Origin of the sequence: Streptomyces graminofaciens, from assembly GCF_030294945.1 — a bacterium.
In the GTDB taxonomy this organism is placed as follows: Bacteria; Actinomycetota; Actinomycetes; order Streptomycetales; family Streptomycetaceae; genus Streptomyces; species Streptomyces graminofaciens.
In genome coordinates this window covers 6,963,144-6,979,415 of the sequence record NZ_AP018448.1, presented here as the reverse complement: position 1 = coordinate 6,979,415, position 16,272 = coordinate 6,963,144, and the positions used below count along the sequence as shown (strand labels likewise).

At 71.0% G+C, this 16,272-nt stretch carries 17 protein-coding genes; 9 read left to right on the top strand and 8 right to left on the bottom strand.

What is annotated here, in order from left to right; all coding sequences use genetic code 11:
* Positions 1-10 precede the first annotated feature (10 nt).
* Complete coding sequence (locus SGFS_RS30170; protein ID WP_286260139.1) at positions 11-538, bottom strand: DM13 domain-containing protein; 528 nt, start codon at positions 536-538, stop codon at positions 11-13.
* Positions 539-655: 117 nt separating this feature from the next.
* On the opposite strand from SGFS_RS30170, the gene SGFS_RS30165 reads away from it, so the two are divergent.
* Positions 656-1,246 (top strand): hypothetical protein, encoded by a 591-nt coding sequence (locus SGFS_RS30165; protein ID WP_286254929.1) that lies wholly within the window; start codon positions 656-658, stop codon positions 1,244-1,246.
* A 298-nt stretch (positions 1,247-1,544) separates the two neighbouring features.
* Positions 1,545-2,009, top strand: coding sequence for a DUF6174 domain-containing protein (locus SGFS_RS30160; protein ID WP_286254927.1), 465 nt, complete (start codon positions 1,545-1,547; stop codon positions 2,007-2,009).
* 11 nt (positions 2,010-2,020) lie between these two features.
* On the opposite strand, the gene SGFS_RS30155 is transcribed toward SGFS_RS30160, so the two are convergent.
* The 3 genes from SGFS_RS30155 to SGFS_RS30145 all read right to left on the bottom strand — a co-directional run bounded on the left by SGFS_RS30155 (position 2,021) and on the right by SGFS_RS30145 (position 4,377).
* Positions 2,021-2,467: a hypothetical protein gene (locus SGFS_RS30155; protein WP_286254926.1), complete on the bottom strand. Its 447-nt coding sequence runs from the start codon at positions 2,465-2,467 to the stop codon at positions 2,021-2,023.
* A gap of 129 nt (positions 2,468-2,596) precedes the next feature.
* A complete protein-coding gene (locus tag SGFS_RS30150) occupies positions 2,597-3,043 on the bottom strand; it encodes an NUDIX domain-containing protein (RefSeq protein WP_286260138.1) in 447 nt (148 codons plus the stop codon).
* Positions 3,044-3,453: 410 nt separating this feature from the next.
* The gene (locus tag SGFS_RS30145; protein ID WP_286254924.1) at positions 3,454-4,377 is read right to left on the bottom strand and encodes an LAETG motif-containing sortase-dependent surface protein; all 924 of its coding nucleotides are present in this window, start codon (positions 4,375-4,377) and stop codon (positions 3,454-3,456) included.
* A gap of 411 nt (positions 4,378-4,788) precedes the next feature.
* Here SGFS_RS30145 and SGFS_RS30140 point away from each other — a divergent pair, with 411 nt between their 5' ends.
* From SGFS_RS30140 to SGFS_RS30125, 4 genes are all read left to right on the top strand, one after another.
* A complete protein-coding gene (locus SGFS_RS30140) occupies positions 4,789-5,769 on the top strand; it encodes an ATP-binding protein (RefSeq protein ID WP_286254922.1) in 981 nt (326 codons plus the stop codon).
* Between the two features lie 47 nt (positions 5,770-5,816).
* Entirely contained in the window at positions 5,817-6,209 is a 393-nt protein-coding gene (locus SGFS_RS30135; protein WP_286254921.1) for an SCO5389 family protein, read from the top strand.
* A gap of 175 nt (positions 6,210-6,384) precedes the next feature.
* Entirely contained in the window at positions 6,385-8,943 is a 2,559-nt protein-coding gene (locus SGFS_RS30130) for a SpoIIE family protein phosphatase (protein WP_286254919.1), read from the top strand.
* Between the two features lie 155 nt (positions 8,944-9,098).
* Positions 9,099-9,974, top strand: coding sequence for a hypothetical protein (locus SGFS_RS30125; protein ID WP_286254918.1), 876 nt, complete (start codon positions 9,099-9,101; stop codon positions 9,972-9,974).
* Between the two features lie 212 nt (positions 9,975-10,186).
* Here the strand turns inward: SGFS_RS30125 and SGFS_RS30120 are convergent, their stop codons facing one another.
* The 3 genes from SGFS_RS30120 to SGFS_RS30110 form a co-directional block, all read right to left on the bottom strand.
* Positions 10,187-10,960 carry an ABC transporter permease gene (locus tag SGFS_RS30120; protein WP_286254917.1) on the bottom strand — a complete coding sequence of 258 codons (774 nt, stop codon included), beginning with the start codon at positions 10,958-10,960 and terminating at the stop codon, positions 10,187-10,189.
* A complete protein-coding gene (locus SGFS_RS30115) occupies positions 10,957-11,895 on the bottom strand; it encodes an ATP-binding cassette domain-containing protein (RefSeq protein ID WP_286254916.1) in 939 nt (312 codons plus the stop codon). Before SGFS_RS30115 ends, SGFS_RS30120 begins: the two co-directional genes overlap by 4 nt.
* A gap of 95 nt (positions 11,896-11,990) precedes the next feature.
* Positions 11,991-12,662 carry a DUF4097 family beta strand repeat-containing protein gene (locus SGFS_RS30110; protein ID WP_286254915.1) on the bottom strand — a complete coding sequence of 224 codons (672 nt, stop codon included), beginning with the start codon at positions 12,660-12,662 and terminating at the stop codon, positions 11,991-11,993.
* A 225-nt stretch (positions 12,663-12,887) separates the two neighbouring features.
* On the opposite strand from SGFS_RS30110, the gene SGFS_RS30105 reads away from it, so the two are divergent.
* Complete coding sequence (locus SGFS_RS30105; protein WP_286254914.1) at positions 12,888-13,676, top strand: helix-turn-helix domain-containing protein; 789 nt, start codon at positions 12,888-12,890, stop codon at positions 13,674-13,676.
* 239 nt (positions 13,677-13,915) lie between these two features.
* On the opposite strand, the gene SGFS_RS30100 is transcribed toward SGFS_RS30105, so the two are convergent.
* A complete protein-coding gene (locus SGFS_RS30100) occupies positions 13,916-14,650 on the bottom strand; it encodes a hypothetical protein (protein WP_286254913.1) in 735 nt (244 codons plus the stop codon).
* A gap of 338 nt (positions 14,651-14,988) precedes the next feature.
* Here SGFS_RS30100 and SGFS_RS30095 point away from each other — a divergent pair, with 338 nt between their 5' ends.
* Both SGFS_RS30095 and SGFS_RS30090 read left to right on the top strand, forming a co-directional pair.
* Complete coding sequence (locus SGFS_RS30095; RefSeq protein ID WP_286254912.1) at positions 14,989-15,357, top strand: LuxR C-terminal-related transcriptional regulator; 369 nt, start codon at positions 14,989-14,991, stop codon at positions 15,355-15,357.
* A 251-nt stretch (positions 15,358-15,608) separates the two neighbouring features.
* The gene (locus SGFS_RS30090) at positions 15,609-16,109 is read left to right on the top strand and encodes a DUF3515 domain-containing protein (RefSeq protein WP_286254911.1); all 501 of its coding nucleotides are present in this window, start codon (positions 15,609-15,611) and stop codon (positions 16,107-16,109) included.
* The last annotated feature ends 163 nt before the right edge of the window (positions 16,110-16,272 follow it).

Below are 16,272 nucleotides of genomic sequence, written 5' to 3'. Positions count from 1 at the left end.
GCGGGACCACTCAGTCCCGCGCCAACTCCGCCGCCCCGAAGGACACATTGAACCGCTCGCACCAGATGCTGACGCTCGTGTACGCGGTCGGGTCGACATCGGCGGGCAGCTGGTAGTTCTGGTCGCCCTTGTTGCCCTTGAGGCCGCCGAGGCTGACGTGTTCGTACCCGTCGTCGTCGAAGACGTGCCAGCCGTCCCTGCCCTTCTCCACCGGCGCGTCGCTCAACCACACCCGCAGATCGGGCCCGTTGCTGGTGTCGAGGTCCACCAGCCGCAGCACATACGAGCCATCGGCCAGCCGCAGCAGCCGTACCGAGCCGGAGGTGTCGTGCTCGTGGCTGATCAGCTCGCCGCGCGCGACGGTACGCGGCCCGGCGGTCGATGTCGCCGCCGGCGTCGGCACCGGCTCCCGTACCGTGTCGTCCGTCCACAGCTTCCACGGCTGGAACCAGTACAGCCCCAGGCCGACCGCGACAACGACCAGGCCCAGCACCGCGACGACGACCGGCTTGGTCACGAACCCGCGCACTCTCCCGATTCCCATGGGCGGTACAACTCCCCGACCCGCGAAGAATCACGCACCGGAACCGAACCCTTGGGCCCTCTCGTACGTCCCAGTACCGTTCGGGCTAGAGACAGCGGGCCGGAGGGTCACATGGACAAGCAAGTGCGATTCAGGGGCGCGGTGGCCGTGGTGGGGCTGGTGGTGCTCGGCGCGGTGCAGGGGTCCGCCTCCGGGGCGCAGACCGTCGAGGCGGTGTCGGCGCCGACCGCCAAGGTGTGCGTGGGCAAGCAGCCGAAGGGCGGCGACGAGGGCTACGGCAGCCCGAACAACCCACTGGAACGGCTTCTGACGTACGTGGAGAAGGCGGTCGAGGGCAAGGGCCGCCACGCCGCCGTCTACACGGCCCTCTCCGTCGGTGACGACTACCGGTCCACGGACATCTACCGCATCCCGTCCGCCGCCTTCGACGAGGACATCTGCGGGACCGCCGAGCAGGGCGTGACCGTCCGCCTGCACGACAGCGACATCAACGAACAGGACCTGTCCGCCCTGGCCGACCGGATCACCGACGACATGACCCGCTGGGACGGCACGTTCGACATGCGTTCGGTGGGTCTGGACGGCATGGGACACGTACGCGTGGGCGTGGACGACCCCGAGACCGCCGAATCGATCATCCACGAGGCGTACGGCGAGAAACACATCAGGGTGGAGTACATGCCGCAGGCGGAGCTGCAATGACGGCTGATGTGACGGCTGATGTGACGGTGTATTCGACACCCGAAAAGATCCGCTAAGATGATCTCAGAGCGTTCGGCCGGGAACTCCCGGCGGATCTCGATGCGTTGGTGGTCCAAGGAAAGACGTCCCGCTTCCTGCGGGGAGATGCAGGTGCAAGGCCTGCCCGGCGCTCCGATACGAACCCCACTCCGCTACGGCGGGGTGGGGTTCGTTGTTTGTCGTTGTCTGCCGGGCCCCGGTGAACGTTCCCCCGCCGTACGGCGTCCTAGGAGAGACCGTTTTCTGAAGGGGGACCTCCATGACCACGCCCGCCGTACGAACCCGACCTCGCGCCCTGGCTCTCACCGCCCTGGCCGCAGCGCTGATGTGGGCCACCGCCGCGTGCGAGGACGGCTCCCCGGCGGCGAAGGTGAACGACCCCGCGTGGCAGGAGCCCTCCTCGTACACCTACACGCTGGAGTCGAGCGAGGGGGAACGGTCCCTGATCGGCAGGTTCGAGGTGACCGTCCGGGGCGGCGAAGTCGTGAAGTCGGTGGGGCTGGACGAGGCGGGGCGACGGCTGGTGGACCGCAGGCCGGAGGAGGTCCCCACGATCGGGGAGCTGCTGGACGAGGCGGAGGCGGCCCGGAAGGACGACGCCGACAAGGTGGAGATCACCTACGCGTCCGACGGGCACCCCACGCGGATCTGCCTGGACTGGGAGGAGAACGCGGTCGACGACGAGGCGCTCTACGCCATCACCGGCTACGCGGCCACCGGCTGAGCGTCCGTCGGTCAGGAGCCGGACACCTTGCTCAGGTCGTGGACCGTGCCGCCGACCTTGGCCTTCATGCCCTTCAGAGCCTTCGGTGGTGCGGTGATGACCCACTGGGGCCCGACGAGGTACTTGCCGCCGTAGATGGACGCGGCGTCGAGCCAGGTGTCCTTCAGCTCCTCCTTGGGGAAGGTCGTGATGAGGTAGTCCCCGGCGGTGGTGTGGCAGACGCCCTCGCGGAGCTCCTCCGCCTCGGTGCGGATCTTCACCTTGCACCCCGTGAGCTGGGCGAGCACCTCGACCTTGGCGGGCGCGACGACCGCGGCGACGGGACTGGACTCGTCGCCGCCCGACTTCCCGGACGCCTTGTCGTCGTCCCCGTCACCACCACTGCACCCCGCCACGAGGGGCAGGGCGACCAGGCCGACGACCAGGGCGGCAGCACCGCGCGACAGTTTCCTCACCACGTTCCGTACTCCGTTCCGCCCTGCTCCGCGACTCCGTAGCTCTGTGACTCCGTGGCTTCGCACAGAGTGCACTCGGTACGAAGTACGGACGGGGGGCGCGGGATGCTCAATCGGTGGCCGCGCGGAGCACTACTGGCCCCAGCCGCCCAGTGATATGCCCGGGCCGCCTTCCAAATAGCAGCGCAGGGCGCTCGCGGTGGTGGGTACGAAGTGCTCGGGGACGGCCGTGGTGTCGATCCAACTGACTTTGGCGTGCTTGTGAGGCTCACGGTTCTCTGGGGCACCCGTCCACTCGTGGGCGGCGAAGACGACGGTGAGGAAGCCGCCGGGGGCGTCGACGCCTCGGGCGCCGTGGATGATGTGGGCGAGCTTCAGCGCCTCCGGCTTCACGATCAGGCCGGTCTCCTCGTACAGCTCGCGTACGGCGGTTTCGGTGATCGGCTCGCCGGGCTCGCTCTTGCCCACGGGGAGGTCCCACATGCCCTGCGCGAACTTGGCGTTCGGGCCGCGCTGGAGGAGGACGACACGGTTGCCGGTCCGGTCGTGGACGATGACCGCGGCGACCAGCACGGTCATGGAGCCGAGGGCGGGAGGGAGGGCTCGGGGTTGCTCGTCGGTATTCGGAGCCACGGTTGAGTCCCTTCGTCGTCCGGCCTCGCCGCGAGTTGATCGTCGGCGGGGGCCGCGCGGTCCCGCAGGACGCAGAGATGGCGGCTGAGCGCCGTGGTGAACTGCCGGGCGTCCCTGTGGAGTTCCGCGTAGCAGCCGCGGCGCGGTTCGTGGCCGCACCGACATCCATCGGATCACCCTAACGGCGCACCCCTGGCCAGAACACCGGGGAGGCGTTGGCGGCCCGTGTGCCCGGGGTGGCTCGAGCCACTGACCTCGGATACAGCGGTAACCGGTTTAACCGGTTACCGAAGCGCCCGAGGCCCCCTCCTGCGGGGCCTCGGGCGTCACTGTGGCTCAGGGCCGGTTCGTCGGTGTCAGGAGCCGTTCCTCGTCGCGCCCTTGCGGCGGGTGATCACGAAGATCGCGCCGCCCGCCGCCACGAGGGCCGCCGCGCCGATCGCGAGCGGGATGGCGTTGCCGCCGCCCGTCTCCGCGAGGTCGCCGGGGTTGCCGCCGTTCGGGGTGGGGGCCGCCGGGGTCGAGTCCGACGGGCTGGGCTTCGGGGCGTCCTCGACCGGGGTCTTCGGGGACTCCGAGGGGGTGGTCTCGTCCGCCGGGGGCTTCTCCTCCGACGGGGGCTTCTCCTCGGACGGCGGCTTCTCCTCACTCGGCGGGGGCTCCTCCGAGGTCGGCGTGCAGTCCTTCGTGCCGCCGTTCCAGGCCGCGATCAGCTTGTCCTTGATGACCGGGCCGTCCGGGCCCCTGGGGACGTCGCCGTGCTCGAAGCCGTCGTTCGCGTCGAGGTCGCCGTCGAACTTCTTGGCACCGCGGTAGAGGTCGATCTGCGCGAAGCAGCCGGCGTCCGGGACGGCGATGTCCAAGGAGTCCGTCGCGCCCGGCTTCACCGTGACCGTGTCGAAGTCGATGAGGACCTGCTCGCCCGAGGTCGCGAAGTCCGGGCCGTGGGCGAGGTAGGAGGCGAGGGAGACCGTGCAGGTCGTGGCGTCGGCGGCGGTACGGACCTTGATGTGGACCTTGCCGTCGTCGGTGGGCTTGAGGTTCTGGTCGTCGAGCTTGACCCAGTCGGCGAAGTTCACGCCGTCCAGGGAGAACTGGCAGCGGTCGGTCTCGGTGGGAGTGCCCGCGCCCTCGCCGGGGGCGTAGCTCTTCCTGCCCCAGCCGTCGCCGCCGGGCGTGCCGGTGGCCCAGGCGGAACCGGTCGCGGCCGCCGTGAGTGCGAGTGCGGCGACGCCGGTCCCCAGCAGGCGGCGCGCGGTGACTCGTCTCGCTATGGACATGCAGATCCCATTTCGGTCTTGAAGGTCATGCCTGAGGCTCGGCAGTACCCGGGGCACGGCGGCGGGCAGCGCAAGGCGACCGGGGCCGTACCGGGGTGCGAGTGGTGATGTGGGCAATCCAGAAAACTCCGGGCTCATCAGTCACATGAGCCGCACAGTGAGCACATGTTTTACCACTGAGTAGGGGCTGTCAACCTCGGTGAACGCACTGGCGAACGCACTGGTGAGCGCGCCGGAATCAGGTACTCCGCGTCCACCCCAAGCCCGCAAAAAGTCGGTCAACTCACGGCACGCCCCGAGGCGTTGAACACCCGTGGCCCGGCCCCGATTTGACACCGCCTCAGCCGCTCCGCAACCTATGCTCATGACACCCATTTTCATTAAGATCCGGGTCGCAGGGGGTGCACGCCCATGCGTGTCGCCTTCGTAGGCAAGGGCGGCAGCGGCAAGACGACCCTGTCCGCGCTCTTCGCCCGGCATCTCGCCGGCTCCGGCGCCCCGCTCGTCGCCATCGACGGCGACATCAACCAGCACCTCGCGCACGCCCTCGGCCTCGACGAGGACGCGGTCTTCGGCGCCCCGCCGCTCAGCGCCCGCACCGGCGAGATCAAGGACCACCTGCGCGGCACCAACCCCCGGATCGCCTCCCGCGAGGCCATGGTCAAGACGACGCCGCCCGGCCGGGGTTCACGGCTGCTGACGCTGCTCGGCGACGACGACGTCCACCGGCACCACGTCCAGCACGTCGACGGCGTCCCCCTCATGGTCACAGGCGCCTTCGGCGAGAGCGACCTCGGCGTGGCCTGCTACCACTCCAAGCTCGGCGCGGTGGAGCTGTATCTCAACCACCTCGTCGACGGGCCCGGCGAGTACGTCGTCGTCGACATGACCGCCGGCGCCGACGCCTTCGCCTCGGGACTGTTCACCCGGTTCGACCTGACCTTCCTCGTCGTCGAACCGACCCGGAAGTCCGTCTCCGTGTACCGGCAGTACCAGGAGCACGCCGCCGAGTTCGGCATCCCGATCGCCGTCGTCGGCAACAAGGTCACCGGCGAGGACGACCTGCTCTTCCTCAAGGAGCACATCGGCGACGACCTGCTGGCCCACTGTGTGCTGTCCGACTTCGTCCGCGCCCAGGAACAGGGCCGGGAACCGGGCGAGTTGGAGGGGCACAACCTCCGGACGCTGGAGCGGCTGAAGGCCGCCGTCGACGGTCGTACGAAGGACTGGGCCGCCTTCCAGCGCCACGCCGTCGAGTTCCACCTCCGAAACGCCGCCGCCTGGGCCAACGCGGCCACCGGCCAGGACCTCGGCGCCCAGGTCGACCCCGAGTTCCGGCACGGCCCGCAGTCGCTCGCGGCCGCCGCGGACACCGCCGCCGTCTCCTTCTGAACCACCGCCCACAAAGAACAGCGCACGTCCACAGAACAGGAACACCCATGTCGCTCGACGTTTCCCCGCAGTTGCTCGCCGAAGCCGAGAAGGGCGAGGTGCGCGAGGCGGACTTCGTCGAAACGGTCCGTACGTCCCTGCCGTACGCCTACGACCTGATCGCCTCGCTCGTCGGTGAGCTGAAGACCTCCGTCGCCGGGTTCGCCGACAACCAGACGCCGCCGCCGTCGGAGAAGGAGCGCGGGCAGCTGCTGCGGGCGCTGTCCAGCGACGCGATCCGGGGAAGCCTGGAGCGGCACTTCGGGGTGGCGCTCGCCTTCCAGAACTGCCACCGGGTCGCGGTGTTCCCGACCGAGGCGCGCGGCGGCGAGACGTACGCCAAGTTCACGTCCCTGCGCTCGCAGATCCTCAACCAGTCGCCGGAGTTCCGCGACTGCTGAGCGCCGCACCGCATGCCGTACGGGCGTGCGAATGCCCGGCTCGCCCCACGGCGCCCCCTCTGCCCGTCCCTCGCGCACCCCCCGGTTCACGGAAGTCGTCACGAGTTGGCCTGCTTGCGATCACACAAGGTGAATAATGGGGCCAGAGGGCGTCTCAGCGACAGAGAGGGTCGCCGTGGGGACGGACAGAGGCAGTAACGCCAGTGGCGTCGCCCGTCAGCGCTTCGACGTGGCCGACGCCGCGCCGCTGCTGATCGACGTACGCGGGATGGTCACGAGCTGGACCCGCGACGCCGAGCGTCTCTTCGGGTATCCGGCGGCCGAGATCCTGGGCCGCAGTGTGCGTACGCTGCTGACCCCCGAGGACGGGGACCGGGTCGGCGCTCTCGCCGAGTCCCATCGCCATCTGGGCGGCTGGTCCGGCATCCTCGCCGGGCGCCACCGGGAAGGACGCGTCTTCAAGGTGATGGTCCGGGTCGTGCCGACCCGGGAGGCCGAGCGGCTCGCCTTCGGCACCGCGAGCCCCGCCCACTGGATCGCCCTCGTCTCCGACGCCACCGACGCGCCCGGCTGGGACATGAGCCGGCCCGTGCTGGAGCAGATGACGGCCCGGTCGCCCGTCGGCATCGCCATCGTCGACACCGATCTGCGGTTCGTGTGGTCCAACGAGGCGCTGAGCCGGTACGGCGGCGGCCCGGCCCATGAGCGGGTCGGGCGAAGGCTCGCCGAGGTGCAGCCGGGGCTCGACGCCGAGCGCATCGAGGCGCAGATGCGCATGGTGCTCACGACCGGGGAGCCCGTCCTCGACTACGAACACGTGGGCCGGTTCCGCTCGGCACCGCACCGCGAGACCGCGCACGCCATGTCGTTCACCCGGCTGGAGGACGACCAGGGCCGGCCCATCGGCGTCTACTACACGGTCGTCGATGTCTCCGAGCGCCATCGCGCCCGCGTCCGGCTCGCCCTGCTGGACCGGGCCGGCGAGCAGATCGGCCGCACTCTGGACGTGTCGCGGACCGCGCAGGAGCTGGTCGACGTGGCCGTACCGGCGCTCGCCGACTTCGTCACCGTCGATCTGCTGGAGTCGGTGCTCCGGGGTGCGGAGCCCCTGTCCCTCGCCGGCGCCGGCGCCTGGGCCAGCACGGGCGAGGGTTCCGTCGTGCTGCGCCGCACCGCCCAGCAGTCCGTCAACCCCGGTGTGCCCGAGGCCGTCGTCGAGGTCGGCGGTGTGGCCGCGTACCGGGCCGGGTCGCCACCGGCGCGGGCGCTGGCCAACGGCCGGTCGTGGTGCGAGCCGACGCTGGACCCGCTGTCGGAGGAGTGGGCGACGGCCGTGCCGGGCCACCGCGCGCTGTCGATGTCGGCGCTCGGGCTGCACAGCGTGATGATCGTGCCGGTGCGGGCCCGCGGAATCACCCTCGGCATCACCACGTTCTTCCGGCGCGACCGCCAGGACCCCTTCGACACCGTCGATCTCGGTCTCGCCGAGGAGCTGGTCGGCCGGGCCGCCGTCTGTGTCGACAACGCCCGCCGGTACACCCGCGAGCGTGAGGCCGCCCTCGTCCTCCAGCGCAGTCTGCTGCCGCGCCGGCTGCCCGAGCAGGACGCGGCCGAGGTCGCCGTGCGCTACCGCCCCGCCGACGAGCTGACCGGCCTCGGCGGCGACTGGTACGACGTCATCCCGCTCTCCGGCGCCCGGCTCGCCCTCGTCGTCGGCGAGGTCGCCGGGCACGGCATCGACGGGGCCGCCGCGATGGGCCGCCTGCGGACGGCCGTACGGACCCTCGCCGATCTCGATCTGCCGCCGGACGAGGTGCTCGCCCACCTCGACGACATGGTCGCCAAGTCGGCGCGGCAGGAAGGCGCGGAGCCGGGCGGGGGCAGTGTCCAGACGGTCGGGGCGCGCTGTCTCTACGCCGTCCTGGACCCGGTCGACGGCGCCTGTTCCCTCGCCGCCGCCGGGCACTTCGCCCCGGCCCTGGTCGCCCCCGACGGCGCGGTCGACTTCGTCGAGCTGCCCGAGGGGCCCCGACTCGGCGTCGACGGCCACCCCTTCGAGGTGCTGGAGCTGAACCTCCCCGAGGGCACGGTCATCGCCCTCCACACGGACGGTCTGCTCGCCGAGTCGAGCCCGGACGCCCTGCGCCGGGCCCTCTCCTTCCAGGCCGCGCAGCCGCCCGTACGACAGCCCGCGCGCCCCGACCATCAGGCGCTGCGGCAGCCCCCGCAGCAACTGGCCCCGCCCGCCGCTTTCCTGGACCGGCTCTGCGGTTCCGTCCTCGACGCCCTCGCCCCGGCCCGCCCCATCGACGACGTGGCCCTCCTCCTCGCCCGCACCCGGCGCCTCAGCGCGGACCGGGTCGCCTCCTGGGAGCTGCCGGCCGATCCGGCGCTGGTCGCCGAGGCCCGCAAGACGACCGCACGGCAGCTCGGCCTGTGGGGGCTGGAGGACCTGGCGTTCACCACCGAACTGGTCGTCAGCGAGCTGGTCACCAACGCGATCCGGCACGCCGCCGGGCCGATCCGGCTCCGGTTGATCCTCGAACGCACGCTGATCTGCGAAGTGTTCGACGGCGGCGCCACCGCGCCCCACCTCCGGCATCCCCGGACGACGGACGAGGGCGGCCGCGGGCTGTTCCTGATCTCCCAGTTCACCCAGCGCTGGGGCACCCGGTTCCTGCCCGAGGGCAAGGTGATCTGGGCGGAGCAGTCGCTGGTGAATCCGCTGGCCTGAGCCCACCGTGTACCGGCCCCGCCCTGCTCCGGGCGGGCACACCCGCGCCGACCCGTCAGGGAGAAATGCCGACGCTCTGGCCCGGGAGGGTGATCCGGGGCGGGCCGTCCACCGGTCGACACCGGTCACGGCCCGTTCGCGTGTAGAGACGGGGCATGAGACGACGGAACAGGGTCAGCGGCCGGTTCAAGGGCGGATTCAGGTCCGGGCGGACGCGGTGGGCGTGGGGCGCCGCCGGGGCGGCCCTGGGAGTCGCCGTCACAGGGCTGGTCCTCGCGCTGGTGAGCGGCGGTGACGGTGCGCCGGAACCCCGGGCGGTCTCCGCCGACGAGGCGCGACGGATGGCGCTGGCCCGGTTCCGCACGTACGAGGCGAGCCCCTCGGAGGTGGTGGTGCGGCTGCCGTCCGGTGACGGGGAGGGCGGAACGGTCGCCGTACGGGCGGTCGTCGACCACCGCACCCACCGGGCGGTCGGCGCCTACGAGGTGGCCGAGGGCGGGCGGACCATGCGGGGGCTGCTGGCCTGGGACATGGCCGGCATGGCGGTGGCCCGGCCGCCCCGCGCCTCGACAGCCGTCGCCCCGGCCGCGCCGGCCCGCACCGCCGCCCAGGCCGTGAGCCGGGCCGCCGGTCTCGACGCCGGGCAGTGGGCCCGGCGCGGCTACCGCACGGCCGCCCCGCTGGACCGTTCGCTGAGGCTGGTCCTGGCGGTCGCCGCCGACCGGCCCGACAACGCCCGGCTCCTTGCCCGGTCGGGGCCGTTGTGGCTGCGCGACGAACGGCTCGACGGCCATGGCTACGGCGTCTTCGCGGGCCCTCGCCCCCACCCCCGCTCCGGTGGGAATGCGGGCCCCGAGCGCCCGGCCTCGGATGCCTCCGGCCGCTCCCCGCTGACGTACTGGATCGACGCCGACGGCAACCTCCGCCGCATCCGGGCCCGCCTCGCCCCCGGCCGCGAGACGACGGTCGACTTCGTGGCGGGCCGGGTGAAGTACGGGGTGCCGGCGGCGCCGTGGCGGGAGGCCGGATGAGGCTGAACGGCCGGCCGGCCGCTGCCGCACGTGGGCGACGCTTCGCGGGTGGCGGGTCAGTCATACGCCGAAACCGAGGAGCACTCCGGCGCCCGTGACCGGCCCCAGCACCTGCCACCACCGCGCGAGGCACTGGCTCAGACGATGTCCGTGCTCGTGGTTCAGGGCCGTCGGACCGGTTGGTCCGACGGCCCTGTTCAGCCGGTTCACGGTCAGGCCTTGTTGAAGATGTTCTTGGCCCAGAGGTAGCCGACGACGGCGGTGCCTGCGCACCAGGCGGTGGCGAGGGCGGCGCTGTTGCCGATCTCGGTGCCGAGGAGGAGGCCGCGGACGGTTTCCATGATCGGGGTGAAGGGCTGGTACTCGGCGAACCAGCGCAGGACGGTGGGCATGGAGTCGGTGGGGACGAAGCCGCTGCCGAGGAAGGGCAGCAGGACCAGGGGCATCGGGGCGTTGCTCGCGGCCTCGGGCGTCGGGGACTTCAGGCCGAGGGCGACCGACAGCCAGCTGACGGCCACGGCGAACAGGGTGAGCAGCCCGGTGACGGCCAGCCATTCGGCGGCGGTGGCGTTCGGGCGGAAGCCGATCGCCAGGGCGATGCCGATGAGGACGGCCATGCCGAGGAGCTGCTGGACGACGCTGGCGACGACATGGCCGGTGAGGACCGAGGCCCGGGAGATCCGCATGGTGCGGAAGCGGGCGACGATGCCTTCGGTCATGTCGGTGGCGACCATGACGGCGGTTCCGGTCGCGGCCATGGCGGCCGTCATGAGCAGGATGCCGGGGACGACGTAGTTGACGTAGGCGTCGCGGTCGCCGCCGAGTCCGCCGCCGAGGGTGCCGCCGAGGACGTAGACGAACAGGAACAGGATGATGACGGGCGTGACGACCAGCTGCACGGTCATGGCCGGGTAGCGCAGCAGTCGCTTGAGCTGGCGCCGGACCATGGTGGAGGAGTCGCGCATGGCGAGGCTGAGGGTGCTCATCGGGAGGTCTCCTTCTGCTGGCCGGTGAGGGTGAGGAAGACGTCGTCGAGGTCGGGGGTGTGGACGCTCATGTCGGCGACGTCGATGGAGCGTTCGTCCAGGCGGACGAGCAGTTCGCGGATCGCGCGGACACCGCCGTCGCTCGGCACCTGAAGGGTGAGCGCCTCGGGGTCGGCGTGCCCCGCGCCGAGGAGCCGGCGGGCGGCGTCGAGCAGGTGCGTGTCGGCGAAGGTGAGCTTGATGTGGCCGCCGGGGATGAGCCGCTTGAGCTCTTCGGCGGTGCCTTCGGCGATCAGCCGGCCGTGGTCGAGGAGGGCGATGCGGTCGGCGAGCTCGTCGGCCTCCTCCAGGTACTGGGTGGTGAGGAAGATGGTGACGCCGCTCGCGACGAGTTCCCGCACGATCTGCCACATCGAGCGGCGGCTGCGCGGGTCGAGGCCGGTGGTGGGCTCGTCCAGGAAGATCAGGCGGGGGTCGCCGACCAGGGTCATCGCCAGGTCGAGTCGGCGCTGCATACCGCCGGAGTAGGTTCCGGCCGGTTTGGCCGCCGCGTCGACCAGGTCGAAGCGGTCGAGCAGTTCGGCGGCCCTGCGCTTGCCGTCCGCACGGGACAGGTGCTTGAGGTCGGCCATGAGGAGCAGGTTCTCCTCGCCGGTGAGCAGCTTGTCGACGGCCGAGTACTGGCCGGTGACGCCGATCGCGCCGCGTACGTCGTCCGGTCTGCGGGCCAGGTCGTGGCCGGCGACCTGGACGGTGCCGCCGTCGGCCGCGGTCAGGGTGGACAGGATCTGGACGGTGGTGGTCTTGCCGGCGCCGTTCGGGCCGAGCAGGGAGAAGATCGTTCCCTCGGGTACGGCCAGGTCGACGCCGTCGAGCACGACCTTGTCGCCGTATGCCTTGCGCAGCTCGTTCGCCGCGATGGCCAGGTTCGTCATGTGGGTGCTCCTCCAGAGCTGCGGATCAGAGGGTGCGGATCAGACGCTGCGGGTCAGAGGCGTCGGGTCAGAGGCGTCGGGTCAGAGGCTGCGGGTCAGAGGCTGCGGGCGGTGATGTCGCCGTGGGCGGTGGTGGCGTGGATGGCGAGCCGGGCGGCGGCGCCGTCGGCGTTCAGAAGCGCGTTGCTGATGCGGCCGTAGGAGGTGCCGGCGTCCAGGGAGGCGGAGACTCCGCGGGCGGCGTCGATCGAGATGTCCCCCTGCTGGGTGCTCAGGGTGACCGCGCCGCCCAGGGCCTCGGTGATACGGATGCTGCCCCTCTGGGTGCTGATCTCGGCGGGGCCGCCCAGGCGGCCGACCGTGATGTCGCCGTCGAGGACGGCGAGGCGGGCGCCCGCGGTCTCGTCGAGCTTGACCGGGCCCTGCGCGCCTTCGAAGGCGACGTCGCCGAGCCGCCCGACGCCGCGGAACTCGGCGCCGGCCGCCTTTGCCTCGACGCGGGAGCCGGCGGGCAGCTGGACGGTCACCTCCACGGTGCCGGAGGGGCCGAAGAGCTGGTTCTTCGCCTCCCGGGCCGCGATCCGCAGGACCCCGTCGCCGTACTCGACCGTGATCTGCTCCGCCGCCTTCACATCGCGGCCCTTGGAGGCGTCGGCGGGCAGGACCTCGACTGTGGTGTCGGCGCGGTCGGCGGCGATGAAGCGGACGCGTCCCGCGGGGATGGAGAGGACGGCGGAGATCGGGGCGGGGGTGTCGAACTTCTGCATTGTGCTCTCCCAAGCGAGTCGTTGTTTCGAACGATGGAAAAGCTACGTTGCCTTTACAGATCACTCAAGTAGTTCGTTGCGCATGAGATGCATTTACGCAGGTGACAGCCTTTAAATCGTTGCACTGATTTCGCGCTTAACGCAACGTCAGACGCCGCGTTCGTTGCAATCGATTGAGAGTGAACGCTATGCTGGAGACACCCAAGGACCACGAAGGAGACCGCGATGCCGGGAGGCAGACTCACTCAGCCCGAACGCCAGCAGATCGCACTGGGACTGGCCGACGGCCTCGCCTACGCGGAGATCGCCAGACGCCTCGATCGCCCGACCTCGACGATCACGCGTGAGGTGATGCGCAACGGCGGCCCCACCACCTACCGCGCCGACCTCGCCCACCGCGCCACCGAACGCCGCGCCCACCGGCGCCAGGCCGCGCCCCGGGGGCCGGAGGCGCCCGCGCAGGCCCATGGACGTGACCCCGAGGCGGTGCGCGAGTACGAGGAGACGCTCACCACCGTCTTCATGCAATCGGGGATGCCCAAGATGATGGCCCGGGTGATGGTCTGCCTCTACACCACCGACGCGGGCAGCCTCACCGCGTCCGAACTCGTGCAGCGCCTCCAGGTCAGCCCGGCGTCCATCTCCAAGGCGGTCGCGTTCCTGGAGAGCCAGGACCTCGTCCGCCGGGAACGCGACGAACGCCGCCGCGAGCGCTACATCGTGGACGACGACGTCTGGTACCAGTCCCTGCTCGCCAGCGCCCGGGCCCTCACCCAGATCGTCGAGACCTCACGGCAGGGCGTGGGCATCCTCGGCCCCGGCACCCCGGCCGCCGTCCGTCTCGAGAACATCGCCCGCTTCCTCGACTTCGTCAGCGAGAGCACGCTGCGGGCCGCGGAGCAGGCCCGCGAGGTCCTCCACACGAAAGCCGAAGCGACCTCGGACGCGACCTCGGAAGCGACCTCGGAAGCGACCTCGGGCGACACCGCCGGGCCGGGTCCGGATCACGGATAGACGGCCGAGCCTCGCGGACAGACGCCGGCTCGTCACGGACGGACGCCCGTCCCGACGGGACGGACAGACGCCGGTCCCGTCACGGACAGACGCCCGTCGGGACGGGACGGACAGACGCCCCGTCCCGACGGTCACGCGACAAAACGGCGCGGCACCTCAGGGGCGGCCCTGACCAGGGACCGGAGGTGCCGCGCCGCTTGGTTCCCTCACCTCCCAGGGGGGCGGGAAGGGCGGGAACGTCAGCCGTTCAGGATCGACGCGCCCCACGTCTTGGGCTGGCCCTTGACGGCCTGATCCTTGTTGACGGCCTTGCCGAACGCGGCGACCTTCGGGACCGCCTTCCACGTGACGTCGGCGCGGGCGATGCCCTTGATGCCGATCTTCACCGGGCCGCCCTTGATGGCGACCGCGGCGTTGACGTTCGTCACCTTGGCGGCGGCACGGCCCGTGCGCGGCACGGCCTGGGTGCCCTTGAAGCTGTAGCTGAGGCTCAGCTTCTCGCTGGTGACCGGGATGCCGTAGATCGTCTCGGTCACGGTGTAGGCCACCGAGGCCGAGCCCTTCTGCTCCTTGACGTTCTTCTTGGACGTCACGGTGTGGACGAACTTCACATCCGCGTTGTACGACTGGACGTTACGGCCCAGAACGTTGAAGGGACCGCCCAGCTCCTTGTGCAGGGCGCCGTAGACCTTCGCGTCCTGGAGGTAGGAGACGAACTTGGCCTTCTTGGCCGCCGGGAGGGCGGCGAAGCCCTTGAGGGCGGTCCGCGCCTCGGGCGTCTTCTGCGACTTCAGGTACGCGAGGTAGCCGTTGACCGTGAGCTTCGCCGGCAGCTTCGCGGCGGCCTGGGCGGCGACGGGCCGGGCGTCCTGATGGGCGTCCGCGGCGGAGGCGACCGGGGCCAGCACGGCCAGGGTCGCGGCGCCCGCGACGGCGACGGTGGCGAGACGACGCGTGGTGAGACGGCTGTGCACGGTGGTTTCTCCCTGTGGGTGAAGTGCGGTGGGGTGTCTGTCGATGCGCACCATCAACCTATGAATCCGCGAAGGCCGCCGGAACTGTCTCTTGGGGCAGTGCACTTGAGGGGGGTGGGCTTGGGCTCCTTGGTGTGCTCATGGGGTTTTCGGGGGGCTTGCAAGGGAGTTGCGGAGGTGTATTTGAGGTGTTCTTGAGGTTGGGGAGTTCGCTCATGTGATCGTTGCTATCTGGCGTTCCTGTTGTCAGTGGGGCCCGCTAGGTTGAAACAAGTGAACGCCGCCGCACCCGGGGCACGGGGCTCTGTCGGGAGAAGCGGCGTCAGGAGGTTCCGACCATGACCAAGCACATCGACGCAGAAGACTCCGCTTGCGCCTACCGGCGTACGGGCGCCGACCCGGTGCGCGACATCAGCCGGCTCAAGACACTGACCGACCGTGAGAAGGAAGTCCTGCTCCTGCTGGGCACGGGCCTGGGCAACAGGCAGCTCGCCCGCGAACTGGGCATCGCGGAGCGGACGGTGAAGGCCCATGTCGCCCGCATAGTGGAGAAGCTGGAGCAGCAGACCCGCCTCCAGGTCGCCGTACTGTCCGTACTCGCCCATGAACTGCTCTGCGCGGACCCGCATTGCGCCTGCGGCTCCGCCACCCCGATATCCCCCAGGTCCTCGATGTCCTCCCGGCTCGTGGGCGCCGTCGCCATGTGACGCACCCCTGCATGCCGGTGCAAGGGGCTCGCCGCGTGGCGGGCCCCTTGCACCGGGGCGGGCCTCTTCGCCCGCTGCCGCTTCCTGTGCCCGATCCGAACCTAGGCAGGGATCACCCCTGTTCGCGACGTCTCTTCGGGAGGTGTCCCCGGGGCCACTGCCCCGATGGACGACACCCCCTGATGCGATCCGGACCGCCCTCTCGCGTAGCGTCGACCGGGCAACCGGAAGACGTACGGGGGTTGAGTGCGATGAGGAGACCGTCCAAACGCGGGCTGGCCGCCATCGGTCTCGTGGGAGGCGCGGCGGCGGTCACCGCCGCCGTCGTGGCGCAGCGGTCCACCTCGCCCGCCGTCCGGGTCGAGCCCGCCGCGCGGGCCGACGACCCCGCGTGCGCCCGGATCGCCGACCACTACCCCGACCGGATCGCCGGCCACGAGCGCGACGACACCTCCACCCCGGGCGTGGCCGTCTGGGGCGACGGCACGGTGGTGCTGCGCTGCGGCCTGGAGCCGCCCGCCCGGACCACGGACCCGTGTTTCGGCGTCAACGGTGTCGACTGGGTGTTCCGCGAGTCCCGGTCCGCCGAGCAGGGCCGGAAGATCCTCATCACCTACGGGCGGAACCCGGCCGTGGAGGCCTTCGTCTCCGACCGGATCACGGAGATCGACAGTGTCCTGGTGAGCCTCAGCGACGTGGTGAAACCGATCGAGCGGAAGGACGGCAAGTGCATCCTCCCCAACGGCCGGTGAGCCCGGCCGACCGCATGCCGCCGAAGAGGCTTCCCCGAGACCGAGGCCAGGCCCGAGCCAGGACCCGAGGCCATGGGCAAGGCCAAAGCCAAGGGCAACTCCGAGACCAAGGCCAAGTCCGAGACCAAGGGCAAGTCCGAGACCAAGGGCAAGGGCAAGGGCA

Coding starts and splice junctions, on each gene's coding strand:
- SGFS_RS30165 (WP_286254929.1), top strand. CDS start 656: ATGGACAAGCAAGTGCGATTCAGGGGCGCGGTGGCCGTGGTGGGGCTG.
- SGFS_RS30160 (WP_286254927.1), top strand. CDS start 1,545: ATGACCACGCCCGCCGTACGAACCCGACCTCGCGCCCTGGCTCTCACC.
- SGFS_RS30150 (WP_286260138.1), bottom strand. CDS start 3,043: ATGACCGTGCTGGTCGCCGCGGTCATCGTCCACGACCGGACCGGCAAC.
- SGFS_RS30145 (WP_286254924.1), bottom strand. CDS start 4,377: ATGTCCATAGCGAGACGAGTCACCGCGCGCCGCCTGCTGGGGACCGGC.
- SGFS_RS30140 (WP_286254922.1), top strand. CDS start 4,789: ATGCGTGTCGCCTTCGTAGGCAAGGGCGGCAGCGGCAAGACGACCCTG.
- SGFS_RS30135 (WP_286254921.1), top strand. CDS start 5,817: ATGTCGCTCGACGTTTCCCCGCAGTTGCTCGCCGAAGCCGAGAAGGGC.
- SGFS_RS30125 (WP_286254918.1), top strand. CDS start 9,099: ATGAGACGACGGAACAGGGTCAGCGGCCGGTTCAAGGGCGGATTCAGG.
- SGFS_RS30120 (WP_286254917.1), bottom strand. CDS start 10,960: ATGAGCACCCTCAGCCTCGCCATGCGCGACTCCTCCACCATGGTCCGG.
- SGFS_RS30115 (WP_286254916.1), bottom strand. CDS start 11,895: ATGACGAACCTGGCCATCGCGGCGAACGAGCTGCGCAAGGCATACGGC.
- SGFS_RS30110 (WP_286254915.1), bottom strand. CDS start 12,662: ATGCAGAAGTTCGACACCCCCGCCCCGATCTCCGCCGTCCTCTCCATC.
- SGFS_RS30105 (WP_286254914.1), top strand. CDS start 12,888: ATGCCGGGAGGCAGACTCACTCAGCCCGAACGCCAGCAGATCGCACTG.
- SGFS_RS30095 (WP_286254912.1), top strand. CDS start 14,989: ATGACCAAGCACATCGACGCAGAAGACTCCGCTTGCGCCTACCGGCGT.
- SGFS_RS30090 (WP_286254911.1), top strand. CDS start 15,609: ATGAGGAGACCGTCCAAACGCGGGCTGGCCGCCATCGGTCTCGTGGGA.